The sequence below is a fragment of the Kitasatospora sp. NPDC002543 genome (assembly GCF_053594915.1).
In genome coordinates this window covers 56809-69115 of record NZ_JBSFWR010000037.1, presented here as the reverse complement: position 1 = coordinate 69115, position 12307 = coordinate 56809, and the positions used below count along the sequence as shown (strand labels likewise).

The 12307-nt window shown below is 70.6% G+C and carries 12 protein-coding genes and 1 pseudogene; 10 read left to right on the top strand and 3 right to left on the bottom strand.

What is annotated here, in order from left to right:
- Positions 1 to 102, top strand: a pseudogene (locus ACWD4P_RS18020) (nicotinamidase); the annotation flags it as partial.
- 21 nt (positions 103 to 123) lie between these two features.
- Here ACWD4P_RS18020 and rfbC read toward each other — a convergent pair.
- Both rfbC and rfbA read right to left on the bottom strand, forming a co-directional pair.
- Positions 124 to 723, bottom strand: coding sequence for a dTDP-4-dehydrorhamnose 3,5-epimerase (gene rfbC / locus ACWD4P_RS18015; RefSeq protein ID WP_359820388.1), 600 nt, complete (start codon positions 721 to 723; stop codon positions 124 to 126).
- Entirely contained in the window at positions 720 to 1595 is an 876-nt protein-coding gene (gene rfbA / locus ACWD4P_RS18010) for a glucose-1-phosphate thymidylyltransferase RfbA (RefSeq protein WP_359820391.1), read from the bottom strand. The genes rfbC and rfbA overlap by 4 nt, the downstream gene beginning before the upstream one ends.
- Positions 1596 to 1676: 81 nt before the next feature.
- Here rfbA and rfbB point away from each other — a divergent pair, with 81 nt between their 5' ends.
- The 6 genes from rfbB (at position 1677) to ACWD4P_RS17980 (ending at position 6983) form a co-directional block, all read left to right on the top strand.
- Positions 1677 to 2654, top strand: a complete 978-nt coding sequence (gene rfbB / locus ACWD4P_RS18005) for a dTDP-glucose 4,6-dehydratase (RefSeq protein ID WP_359820394.1) — start codon at positions 1677 to 1679, stop codon at positions 2652 to 2654.
- Positions 2651 to 3586 carry a dTDP-4-dehydrorhamnose reductase gene (rfbD, locus tag ACWD4P_RS18000; protein WP_359820396.1) on the top strand — a complete coding sequence of 312 codons (936 nt, stop codon included), beginning with the start codon at positions 2651 to 2653 and terminating at the stop codon, positions 3584 to 3586. The genes rfbB and rfbD overlap by 4 nt, the downstream gene beginning before the upstream one ends.
- Positions 3583 to 4920, top strand: a complete 1338-nt coding sequence (locus ACWD4P_RS17995; RefSeq protein ID WP_449780202.1) for a lipopolysaccharide biosynthesis protein — start codon at positions 3583 to 3585, stop codon at positions 4918 to 4920. Before rfbD ends, ACWD4P_RS17995 begins: the two co-directional genes overlap by 4 nt.
- Positions 4921 to 4988: 68 nt before the next feature.
- Positions 4989 to 5678: a glycosyltransferase family 2 protein gene (locus ACWD4P_RS17990; protein ID WP_359820402.1), complete on the top strand. Its 690-nt coding sequence runs from the start codon at positions 4989 to 4991 to the stop codon at positions 5676 to 5678.
- Entirely contained in the window at positions 5675 to 6073 is a 399-nt protein-coding gene (locus ACWD4P_RS17985) for a DUF2304 domain-containing protein (protein ID WP_359820404.1), read from the top strand. The genes ACWD4P_RS17990 and ACWD4P_RS17985 overlap by 4 nt, the downstream gene beginning before the upstream one ends.
- A 4-nt stretch (positions 6074 to 6077) precedes the next feature.
- Positions 6078 to 6983 carry a glycosyltransferase family 2 protein gene (locus ACWD4P_RS17980; RefSeq protein WP_359820407.1) on the top strand — a complete coding sequence of 302 codons (906 nt, stop codon included), beginning with the start codon at positions 6078 to 6080 and terminating at the stop codon, positions 6981 to 6983.
- Between the two features lie 93 nt (positions 6984 to 7076).
- On the opposite strand, the gene ACWD4P_RS17975 is transcribed toward ACWD4P_RS17980, so the two are convergent.
- Positions 7077 to 8843: a hypothetical protein gene (locus ACWD4P_RS17975; protein ID WP_449780201.1), complete on the bottom strand. Its 1767-nt coding sequence runs from the start codon at positions 8841 to 8843 to the stop codon at positions 7077 to 7079.
- Positions 8844 to 9131: 288 nt separating this feature from the next.
- On the opposite strand from ACWD4P_RS17975, the gene ACWD4P_RS17970 reads away from it, so the two are divergent.
- From ACWD4P_RS17970 to rplC, 3 genes are all read left to right on the top strand, one after another.
- Positions 9132 to 10943, top strand: a complete 1812-nt coding sequence (locus ACWD4P_RS17970; RefSeq protein WP_449780200.1) for a hypothetical protein — start codon at positions 9132 to 9134, stop codon at positions 10941 to 10943.
- Between the two features lie 391 nt (positions 10944 to 11334).
- Complete coding sequence (gene rpsJ / locus ACWD4P_RS17965) at positions 11335 to 11643, top strand: 30S ribosomal protein S10 (protein WP_012785157.1); 309 nt, start codon at positions 11335 to 11337, stop codon at positions 11641 to 11643.
- 14 nt (positions 11644 to 11657) lie between these two features.
- Complete coding sequence (gene rplC, locus ACWD4P_RS17960; protein ID WP_031063055.1) at positions 11658 to 12305, top strand: 50S ribosomal protein L3; 648 nt, start codon at positions 11658 to 11660, stop codon at positions 12303 to 12305.
- The last annotated feature ends 2 nt before the right edge of the window (positions 12306 to 12307 follow it).

The window sequence follows — 12307 nt, the reverse complement described above, 5'->3', positions numbered from 1 at the left end:
GGCGACCACTTCTCGGACGAGCCGGACTACGTCGACAGCTGGCCGCCGCACTGCGTGGCCGGCACCGAAGGCGTCGGCTTCCACCCCAACTTCGCCCCCTCCGCTGTGGGCCGGCTTCCGCCGTTACCGCTGCCTCAGCGACTCCGTGTAGGCCTTGCAGGCCTCGTAGTCCGGCAGCAGGCCGGTGGCCAGCGCCTCCGAGAGGGAGGGCGCCACCGCGTCGCGGGCCGAGAGCTGCGGGGCGTCGGTCGGCCACTCGATGCCGAGCTCCGGGTCCAGCGGGTGCACGCCGTGCTCGCCGGTCGGGTTGTACGTCGCCGAGCAGAGGTAGGTCAGCGTGGCGTCGTCGGTCAGGGCGCAGAAGCCGTGGCCGAGGCCCTCCGGGATGTAGACGGCCTTGCGCTCGGTGTCGTCCAGCCGGACGAACTCCCACTTGCCGAAGTTCGGCGAGCCGACCCGCAGGTCGACGATGACGTCCAGCACCGCGCCGCGGGTGCAGGCCACGTACTTGGCCTGACCGGGCGGGACGTCGGCGAAGTGGATGCCGCGGACGACGTCCTTGGCGGAGAGCGACAGGTTGGCCTGGGCCAGGTCCAGCGGGTGGCCGACGACCTCGGCGAGGAGGTCGAAGCGGTACCACTCGGTGAAGTGGCCGCGGGCGTCGCCGTGGACCTGAGGGGTGATCTCGAAGGCCCCCTCGATGGAGAGCTCACGGAACTTCACTTGGCGGCCGCCTCGTCGAGCAGGGCCACCAGGTACTGGCCGTAGCCGCTCTTCAGCAGCGGCTCGGCGAGCTCGCGCAGCTGGGCGTCGTCGATCAGGCCGGCCCGCCAGACGGCCTCCTCGATGCAGCCGATCTTGAAGCCCTGGCGCTCCTCGATGACCCGGACGAACTCCGAGGCCTGGACCATCGACACGAACGTGCCGGTGTCCAGCCACGCGGTGCCGCGGTCGAGGATCGTCACGTGCAGGTCGCCGGTGCGCAGGTACGCGTCGTTGACGGCGGTGATCTCCAGCTCGCCGCGGGCGCTCGGCTTCAGGGTGCGGGCGATCTCGACGACCCGGTTGTCGTAGAAGTACAGGCCGGGGACGGCGTAACGGGACTTGGGCTCGGCCGGCTTCTCCTCGATGGAGATGACCTGGCCGGTCTCGTCGAACTCGACCACGCCGTACGCGGTCGGGTCGGCCACGGGGTAGGCGAAGACCCGGCCGCCCTTGATGTCGGAGTGCTCGGTGAGCGCGGTGCCCAGGCCGGTGCCGTGGAAGATGTTGTCGCCGAGGATCAGGGCCACCGGCTCGTCGCCGATGAAGTCCGCGCCGAGCACGAAGGCCTGGGCGATGCCCTCGGGCTTCTCCTGGACGGCGTACTCGAGCTTCAGGCCGAACTGGGAACCGTCGCCCAGCAGCCGTTCGAACTGGTCCCGGTCGTTCGGGGTGGTGATGATCAGGATTTCGCTTATCCCGGCCATCACCAGGGTCGAGAGAGGGTAGTAGATCATCGGCTTGTCGAAGACCGGGAGGAGCTGCTTCGACACCGCACGGGTCAGGGGCCACAGCCGCGAGCCGGTGCCGCCGGCCAGGAGGATTCCACGCATGGGTGCACCCTATTCGAGATCCGTGAACGCGGGAGGGGCCGGGTCGGGAGGGCGTTCGGGCGGCGGTAGACTACGCGCATTATGCGCATCCTCGTGACCGGCGGCGCCGGGTTCATCGGTTCGGAGTTCGTCCGTCAGCTCCTCGGGGCTGACGAGAACGCCCGGATCACGGTCTTTGACAAGCTCACCTACTCGGGTGTCCTGGAGAACCTGGCCCCGGTGGCCGACCACCCGGGCTACACCTTCGTCCAGGGCGACATCTGCGACACGGACGCGGTCGACCAGGTCATGCCGGGCCACGACGTGGTGGTGCACTTCGCCGCCGAGTCCCACGTGGACCGTTCGATCGCCGGCGCGGGCCCGTTCGTGCTGACCAACGTCGTCGGCACCCAGGTCCTGCTGGACGCGGCCCGCAAGCACGGCGTCGGCCGCTTCGTGCACATCTCCACCGACGAGGTGTACGGCTCGATCAACGAGGGCTCCTGGACCGAGACCTGGCCGCTGGAGCCGAACTCCCCGTACTCGGCCTCCAAGGCCTCCTCCGACCTGCTGGCGCTGGCCTACCACCGCACCCACGGCATGGACGTCGTGGTGACCCGCTGCTCCAACAACTACGGGCACTACCAGTTCCCGGAGAAGGTCATCCCGCTGTTCACCACCAACCTGATCGACGGCAAGAAGGTGCCGCTGTACGGCGACGGCGGCAACATCCGCGACTGGCTGCACGTCTCGGACCACTGCCGGGGCATCGAGCTGGTCATGCGCAACGGCCGCGCGGGCGAGGTCTACAACATCGGCGGCGGCACCGAGGCGACCAACAAGGAGCTGACCGGCCTGCTGCTGGAGGCCGCCGGCGCCGGCTGGGACATGGTCGAGCACGTCGAGGACCGCAAGGGCCACGACCTCCGCTACTCGATCGACATCAGCAAGATCCGTGAGGAGCTCGGCTACGAGCCGCAGGTCCGCTTCGAGGACGGCCTCGCCGCGACCATCGCGTGGTACCGCGAGAACCGCGCCTGGTGGGAGCCGCTGAAGCAGAAGGCGGCCCTGGCCAAGTGACCGCGAACGCCGCCGCGCCCGTGCGCTGGCTGGTCACCGGCGCGGCCGGGATGCTCGGGCAGGACCTGCTGTCGGTGCTGGGCGCCGACGGGTCCGCCGAGGTCACCGCGCTGCGCCGGGCGGACCTCGACATCACCGACGCGGCGGCCGTCCTGGCCGCCGTCGAGGGCCACGACATCGTGGTCAACTGCGCCGCCTGGACGAACGTCGACGCCGCGGAGAGCGAGGAGGAGGCCGCCACCGCCGTCAACGGCACCGGTGTGCGCCACCTCGCCGCGGCCTGCGCCAAGACCGGCGCGCGGCTGCTGCACGTCTCCACCGACTACGTCCTGCCGGGCGACGCCACCGAGCCCTGCCCGGAGGACGCCCCGACGGCCCCGGTGAACGCGTACGGCCGCAGCAAGCTGGTGGGGGAGCGGGCCGTCGCCGAACTGCTCCCCGAGCGCGGCTACGTCGTGCGCACCGCCTGGCTGTACGGCGAGCACGGCCCGAACTTCGTGGCCACCATGCTCAAGCTCGCCGCCCAGCGGGACACCCTGGACGTGGTGGACGACCAGCACGGCCAGCCGACCTGGTCGTACGCGCTGGCCGGCCGCCTGGTCGAGCTCGGCCGCGCCGCGCTCGCCGGACAGGCCCCGGCCGGGGTCTACCACGGCACCGCGAGCGGCCGGACCACCTGGTGCGGACTGGCCCGTGAGACCTACGCGCTGAGCGGGCTGGACCGGGAGCGGATCCGCCCGACCACGTCGGAGGCCTTCGTGCGCCCGGCCGTCCGGCCGGCCTTCAGCGTGCTGGCCCACGACCGCTGGGCCGCCGCCGGGCTGGCACCGCTGCCCGAGTGGCGCGCCATGCTGGCCGAGGCCCTGGCCCGCCCCGTCTTCGCCGAACTGGCCGCCACGGCCCGGACCACGGAGAGCGACAGACCTCAGTGAAGAACGCACTGACGAAGGTGGCTGCCGCGCTACCGCCGGGAACCCTGGCGGTGGCCGGCGGCACCGTCGTATTGGGCGCCGCCTCCTACATCCACCTCGGAGTGGCGGGCCACAGCCTGTCCGTCGACGACATGGCGAACGTCTCGCTGCTGTGGACGATCGTGATGTCCGTCGGCATCGGCGTCTTCTTCCCGATCGAGCAGGAGCTCACCCGGATCGTCGCGGCGCGCGCGGCGCTCGGCCACGGCGCCGCGCCGGTGCTGCGCCGGGCGACCCTGCTCACCGCGGGGATCCTCGGGGTCGTCCTGGCGGCCCTCGCCGCCGGCTCCGGCCCGATCGCCCGGTCGATGTTCCACGGCGACCGCTCGCTGGTGCTGGCGCTCGGCGGGGCCTTCACCGGCATGGCCGTCTGCTACCTCACCCGCGGCGTGCTGGCCGGCCTCGGCCGCTTCGGCGCCTACGGCACCCAGCTCGGCCTGGACGGCGGCCTGCGGATCGGCCTGGCCTTCGCCTGCGGTGTGGCCGGGGTGCACTCGGCGCTCGCGTTCAGCCTGATCCTGGCCGTCGCGCCGATCATCGCCACGATCGTCACGCTGCCGCCGCTGCTGCGCGCGGTGAAGCCCGGCGAGCAGGTCGGCTGGTCCGAACTCTGTTCCGGCCTCGGCCTGTTGATCTGCTCGACGCTGCTCTCGCAGGTCGTGGTGAACGCGGCCGTGGTGAGCACCAAGCTGCTCGCGCCCACCGACTCCGCGCTGATCGCCGCGCTGCTGAACGCGCTGGTGCTGGCCCGGGTGCCGCTGTTCGTCTTCGGCTCGCTGCAGGCCTCGCTGCTGAGCGGCCTCTCCGCCGCGATCGCGGTCGGGGACCGGGCCGCGTTCACCGGGATGCTCAAGAAGATCGGCGCCGTCGTCGGTGCGCTCGGCGTGCTCGGCGGGATCCCGGCGGTCGCCCTCGGCCCCTGGCTGATCCAGGTGCTGTTCGGCGCCAAGCCGGTGCTCGGCTGCCTCGACTTCTTCTGGCTGTCCGCCGGAACCGTGGCGTACATGTTCGCGATGGTGCTCGGCCAGGCGCTGATGGTATTCAAGCGACACAACCTTCAGCTGCTCTGCTGGGCGGTCGGCACCGTGGTCCTCGCCGGGGTCACCTTCATGCCGGGCGAGGTGTCCACCCGTGTGGTCATCGCGTACACGGCGGGTTCGGTGGCCACCGTCCTCGGTATGCTGGCGGTGCTGAGGCAGAGTTTCGCCCGTTCGGCGACGAACGCCGCCGGCCCCGTCCAGCAGTCGGGGGACCCGAACGCCGCGGTGTTGAGCAGCCGGACGGCCGGTGACTGACCGTGTCCGCCCCTCACCTACAGATCGCCGCGCAGCAGCGCGGGCCAGACCCCATTCATGGAGCCTCCGTGTCCCAGTACGACGATGTTTGGCTGGTGATCCCGGCCTACAACGAGGGCCAGGTGATCGCCGACGTTGTGGAGGGGGCGCGAAAGACGTTCCCGAACATCGTGGTGGTCGATGACGGCAGCGGCGACGACTCGGCCAAGCACATCATGGAGACCGGCGCGCACCTGGTGCGCCACCCGGTCAACCTCGGTCAGGGTGCCGCCCTCCAGACCGGCCTCGCCTACGCCCTGGCCCAGCCGGGCGCCAAGTACTTCGCCACCTTCGACGCCGACGGCCAGCACCAGACCGGCGACGTCGAGAAGATGGTCGCACTGCTGCGGGAGGGCGACACGGACGTCGTCCTCGGTTCGCGCTTCATCGAGCAGAACGGCCAGGTGCCGTGGATCAAGCGGGTCGTCCTGCGCACCGCGGCGACCGTCAGCCCGACCGCTCGCAAGCTCAAGCTGACCGATGCCCACAACGGCCTGCGCGTGCTGAACCGCGAGGCCGCCGGTCGGCTGCGGATCACCATGAACGGCATGGCGCACGCGTCGGAGATCGTCAGCTTCCTCGCCGGCTCGGACCTCCGGGTCGCCGAGCTCCCGGTGGACATCCTGTACACCGACTACTCTCGCGCCAAGGGTCAGTCCCTGATCAACGGCGTCAACATCATCTTCGACATCTCGCTGCGGGAGCGTAGCCGCCGATGAAATTCTTCTGGATCCAGCTGGTTCTCATTCTCGGCTCGGTCACTCTCGCCTTCATGTTCATCCGGCGTTGGGACCGTGCCAACACCCGCGCCTGGAAGCGCATCGCGTTCTCGGTCTTCGTGGTCGTGAACATCTACGCGGTGCTGCGTCCCACCGACGTGACCTGGCTGGCCCACCAGCTCGGCGTCGGCCGAGGCACCGACCTGGTGCTGTACGTGATGGTGCTGGGGATGGGCTTCCTGACCCTGAACACCTTCCTGCGCTTCCGCTCGCTGGAGAAGAAGCTCACGGACCTGGCGCGCACCGTGGCCATCAACGAGGGTGCCCGCCTGAACGAGGAGCGCTTCGACCTGGACCTGCCGGTCTCGGCTCCGGTCGACCGCAGCAAGGCCTGATCGCGTGGCCACCTTCGAGTTCATGCTGCCGTACTACGGCGACGTGGCACTGATGCAGGCCGCGGTCCGGAGCATCCTCGGGCAGACCGACCGGGACTTCCGGCTGACCGTCATCGACGACGGCAAGGAGCCGGACGTCCCGGGCTGGTTCGCCGAGCTCGGCGACGACCGGGTGAGCTACCTGCGCAACGAGCAGAACCTCGGCATCACCAAGAACTTCCAGAAGTGCGTGGAGCTGTCCACGGCCGACCACGTGGTCATCATGGGCTGCGACGACCTGTTGCACCCGCACTACCTGGAGACCGTCCGGGGCATTCTCAAGGCGAACCCGGACCTGGGCATGGTCCAGCCGGGCGTCGAGGTCATCGACGGCAGCGGCGAGGTCAGCCGCTCCGGCCTGGCGGACAACGTCAAGGAGAAGATCTACGCGCCGACCGTCAAGGGCCGGCGGCTGATGGGCGGCGAGGAGCTGGCCGCGAGCGTGCTGCGCGGCAACTGGCTCTACTTCCCGTCGATCTGCTGGCGGGGCGAGGCGCTGCGCGCGGTCAACTTCCGGGACGAGTACTCGGTGATCCAGGACCTGGCCCTGGTCGTCGACCTGCTGGAGCGCGGGGAGCAGATGATGGTGGACAACACCACCGTCGTCTTCCAGTACCGCCGGCACGCCGTCAGCGAGTCCTCGGTGCAGGCCTTCTCCGGCACCCGGTTCACCGAGGCGGAACGGTACTTCAACGCGGTGGCGGAGCGGATGGACGCCCGCGGCTGGCCGAAGGCCGCCCGGGCGGCCCGATTCCGCAGCGCCTCCCGTCTGCACGCGCTGACCATGCTGCCGGGCGCGCTGAAGCGCGGCCAGCGGGCCGGCGCCAAGGTCCTGGTCCGCCACGCGCTGACCGGGGGAGAGCGGCACTGACCGCTCGCGAGCCCTGACAGGTACGGCACTGGGCCGGTACTCCGAACTCGGAGTACCGGCCCAGTGCCGTTGCGGGGGCCGCCCCGCGGCGGGTCAGTTGAGCCCGTTGTCCTTGGGACCCATCGGGTCGGGCTGCCGCGGCGGGTACGGGTTGACCTTCGGGCACATCAGCTTCCCGGTGTCGGGCACCGGCACGAGCAGGTCGCTGATGTCCCTCGGCTGCTTGCACTCCCCGTTGGGCGCGTAGCGCGAGCAGTGCCCCTCGGTGTCGGCGGTGCTCTGCGCTATCCAGGCCAGCGCGCCCGGGCCCCAGTGCGGGTCGGGCATGTACTTGCTGGCGGTGGCGGAGCCGGCCATGCCGAAGAGCAGGCCCAGCGAGCAGACGGCGCCGATGGCCACGCCGCGCGGGTTGAGCCGCAGCGGGAGCCGACGGCCGGCCTCCTCGGCCGGTCCGGCGGCGGAGGACGACGCGGGGGCGCTCTGACGGCGGCGGACGATCAGGTAGCACGCCAGGCCGACGAGGACGAGCAGGCAGTAGAGCAGCTGCGCGCTGGTGCGCGGGTAGAGCATGACGGCCTGGTCGCGCTCCATGTGGGAGGCGTACCAGTAGCGCATCAGCAGGGCGCTCGCGGTGCAGGCGGCGGCGGTCAGCACGGTGGCCCGGCCGATTCCGAGGGCCAGTGCCACGCCCAGGCCGACCAGCAGCAGGATCGTGAAGAGGCCGACCCCGCCGATCTCACCGGGGACCGGCCAGGTGCTCTGGCCGTCGGTGCCGGGGAGGTCGTCGCGCCACATCGCGAAGTAGGTCGGCTCGGTGTAGGTGTCGAAGTAGCAGTAGCGGTCGACGGTGCTGCCGGCGGAACCGAGCAGCCGGACCAGGTAGGTACCGGCGACGAGCAGGAAGACCGCGCCGGCGGCGCCGATCGCGGAGAGGGCGTTGAGCAGGCCGGGCGTCCCACCGGTCCGGCGGGCCCGCAGCAGCAGCACCGCGGTGAGCACCACCACTCCGGCGGCGGACCACACGAACCAGCCGGAGTAGAGGAGGAACAGCAGCCCGATCCCCAGGCCGAGCACGGCGCCCCGGACGGCGGCGGTGCGGCGCGAGAGCTCCGGCGCGCGCTGCAGGAGCTGCATCAGCTTCGCCACCAGGGGGAGGAAGGCGACGAGCACGAAGGTGGTGTACGGCTTGTACGGCTGCGCCATCGGCAGCGCGGCGGTGACGCCGATGCCGAGCGCCCAGAGCGGGGGCAGCAGCAGGCGCCAGGACAGGTAGGCGAGCGGGCCGAGCAGCGCGACGAACACCAGGTCGGCGATCTTCAGCGCGTAGCCGACCTGTCCGTGGGTGACGTACTCGGTGATGAAGGCGACGATGTGCGGAAACAGCGGCGGGTAGGCGCCGTCGAGGGACTTGCCGTCCAACAGGGCGCCGACCCAGGCCTGCAGGCTGCCGGAGTCGCCCTGCTGGGCGTACAGCGGCCAGTTGGTGTCGCGCAGCGCCAGCGAGACGCCGGCGGCCAGGACGCCGGAGGACAGACCGGCGACCGCGGCGGCGGCGAACCGCACCGGGAGCTCCGCCCAGCGCCGCATGGCCGGCACCAGGACGAGGACGACGACGCCGAGCACCAGCAGGAGCCGGAGCTGGAGCGCGGCGAGACCGCTGACCTGGCCGATCCTCGACATCGGGTTCAGGTGGACGGTCCACGCCAGCCCGGTCATGAACAGCGCTGCCGCGGCCGCGGTCAGGATCTCCGCGGTCCAGAGGACGGCGGGGAGGCGGAGGGCGGCTGCCCGTCTCCCCTGACTGGGCGGTATGCCCTGGTGCCTGCCCGGCGAGGGGGCGGGCTGGACGCTGGTCGTCACTGTTCGGTCCTTCTGCTTCCCGCAGCGGTTCGGTGCGGAGGCGGTGTGTGGTTTCGGTGGCCGGACACCGCGATTCTGCCAGCACCGCGCTCGGCGGTGGAGCACGGGCTGAACCGCCGTTCCCGAACAGGGCGTTGTCGTCCAGGGGGGTGGTGCGCGTTGGCTCCGGCCGACGGCTGCGTGGCACACTGCCGATGCGCTTCGACGAGTGGTGGCAGGAACCGTGGCGCGCCGTCCGGAGCCGGCCATGACGAGATCGTCAACTCACACAAGTAGGGAAGTGTCTCGGTGCAGCCGCTGATCGACTCTGCCCACACGTCCGACGGGCCGGGCCGGGGTGAGGACGGCGGCACCGACGCGCCCGACACCCGGACCCCGGCCGTGCCGGCCCGGTTGCGGGTGCTCGCCGCCCACCGCTGGTTCTGGCCGGCGGTCCTGCTGCTCGGGTACGGCGCACAGGTGCTCTTCCGCCTGGCGCTGTCGATCCACAACTACTTCCCGTCGGTGCACGCCGACGAGGACTCGTACCTGGTGATCGCGCGGGTGCTGGCCGGCCGGCCGACCACCGAGATGCCGGTCGGGGTGGTGATCCCCGGCGGGTACCCGCTGCTGATCTCGCCGGCGCTGCGGATCGCCGACAACCCGGCCACCGCGTACCACCTGATCATGGGCATCAACGCGCTGCTCAACGCGCTGGTGTTCCCGCTCGCGGTGGCGGCGGCGCGCCGGGTGGGCCTGTCCCGGCCGCACGCGTACCTGGTCGGCACCGCGGTGGCGCTGGTGCCGCCGGTGGTCTTCTACTCCCAGTTCGTCATGTCGGACACCGTGCTGCCGGTGCTCCTGCTGGCCTGGCTGATCGCGATGCACGCCTGGCTCTCGCCCGGCACGACGCGCCGCCGCGCGCTGTACGCGGCGGGGATGGGCCTGGCGGCCGGCTACACCATGGCCACCCACGACCGCGGCGGCGTGGTCGTGGCGCTGACCGCGCTGGTCCTGGTCGTGGTGCTGGCGACCGGCTGGGCGCCGCGGCTCGCCACGCTGGCCGGCGCCGGCGGGCTCGGGGTGTCGTACCTGGGCTCGAAGCTGCTGGCGGCCTTCGTCGAGAACCAGTTCAAGGACGTGCCGCCGAGCACCGTCGGCAACAAGGTCTTCGAGAACCTCGAGGACAGCAAGTACATCGGCACGATCATCGCCCGCACCTTCGGGCAGCTGTGGTACTTCATGACCTCCACGTACGGCTTCGGGGCGATCGCCCTGGTGCTGTGCGCGGTGGTGGTGTTCCGGCGCCGGTACACGGTGGCCGAGCGGGTGGTGGCCTTCACCATGGTGGCCATGCTGTTCGGCACCGCGCTGGCCTCCGCGGCCGGCCTGGCGGACAACGACCGGATCGACAACTGGGTGTACGCCCGCTACTGCGCGGTGCTGGTGCCGCTGTTCCTGGTGGTCGGCCTGGCCGCGCTGTTCCGGGCCGCGGTCCGGGCGCTGCTGTGGATGGCGCTGGTCGGCACGGTGGCGATCGGGGTCATCCAGCTGTCGGTCGGCGCGTACGCGGGTGCCGCGCTCAAGCTGTGGATCAGCCCGTGGACGGTGCCGGACGCGATGTTCCTGGCCTCCACCTGGGACGGCCTGCACATGATCCGGACGAGCTTCGGCGCGCTGGCGGTGCTGGCAGCCTGCCTGCTGCTGCGGGTGGCCGGGGGGCGGCGGGTGGTCGCCGCGGTGGTGGGCTGCCTCGCTCTGTTCGCCGCCTACGCGACGGTCGTCATCACCGACAACGTCTCCGAGCCGCACGCCAAGTTCCGCAAGTACCAGGCGGTGGGCGTGGCCAAGGAGGCGGGCCTGCGCAAGGGCGACAACGTGGTGCTGGACTGGGACCTCGACTGGGACACCCGGATGGCGATGGCCTACGAGGTGTACTGGGGCCGGGTCTGGTCGGACAACGTGAAGGGCGGCAACACCCCGCCGGAGAAGGCCACGGCGTTCCTGGTGTCCCTCGGCAAGGACGTCGCGCCGGCGGACAGCTGGCCGAACCCGCAGCCGGGCTGGCACGTCGCGACGTACAACAAGGACCGGGGCTGGGTGCTCTGGCGCAGGGACTGACCGGGGTCGTCACCCCCTCGGGGCCGGTGAGGAGCGCCTCACCGGCCCCGATTGGCATCCGGGCTGCTCCATGTGGCAGTATGTCCAAGTTGCTCGGTTGAGTGCCGATGCTGCGCGCCTCCCGCCGGGAGGACCGGAAGCGAGTCCCATGTACTCGTCGTTCCCGTGATGGCCGTCAAGCGTGAGTTCTACGCCACGGCAGCTGCGGGGCGAAAGTACGGGAATCTTCCGGGAAGCGTGTGCGGGGCCTCGACCCGGCTCCCCCCACCCCGAAAGTTTGAAACCGACGAGTTATTCGCCGGTTTTTTGCAAGCGCGAGTGCGACACGCCCGAGCGCGGGGGTCGGATGTGGGTCGTGCAGTGACTAAGGACAAAGGACTACTGAGTAGCCATGGCGGGACAGAAGATCCGCATCCGGCTCAAGGCCTACGACCACGAGGTCATCGACTCCTCGGCGAAGAAGATCGTCGAGACGGTGATCCGTACTGGTGCGCAGGTCGCGGGCCCGGTGCCGCTGCCCACTGAGAAGAACGTGTACTGCGTCATCCGCTCGCCGCACAAGTACAAGGACTCGCGCGAGCACTTCGAGATGCGTACTCACAAGCGTCTGATCGACATCCTCGACCCCACGCCGAAGACGGTTGACTCGCTGATGCGTCTCGACCTGCCGGCCGGCGTCGACATCGAGATCAAGCTCTGAGAGGCGCACCGAAGATGGCTAAGCAGATTAAGGGCATCCTGGGCGAGAAGCTCGGCATGACCCAGGTCTGGGACGAGAACAACCGGGTCGTCCCGGTGACCGTCGTCAAGGCTGGGCCGAATGTCGTGACCCAGGTCCACACCGCCGACAGCCCGGCCGGCTACGACGCCGTCCAGATCGGCTTCGGCGAGATCGACCCCCGCAAGGTGAACAAGCCCCTCGCGGGCCACTTCGCCAAGGCCGGTGTCACCCCGCGCCGCCACCTGGTCGAGCTCCGTACCTCGGACGCCTCCGAGTACACCCTGGGCCAGGAGATCACCGCCGAGCTGTTCGAGGCGGGTGTCAAGGTCGACGTGACCGGCACCTCCAAGGGCAAGGGCTTCGCCGGTGTCATGAAGCGTCACAACTTCAAGGGCCTCGGCGCCGGTCACGGCACCCAGCGCAAGCACCGCTCGCCCGGTTCCATCGGTGGCTGCGCCACCCCGGGCCGTGTGTTCAAGGGCCTGCGCATGGCCGGTCGGATGGGCCACGAGCGTGTGACCACCCAGAACCTGACCGTGCACGCGGTCGACGCGGAGAAGGGTCTGCTGCTCATCAAGGGCGCCGTCCCGGGCCCGAACGGCGGCCTCGTCCTCGTCCGCACCGCGGCGAAGGGGCTGTGAAG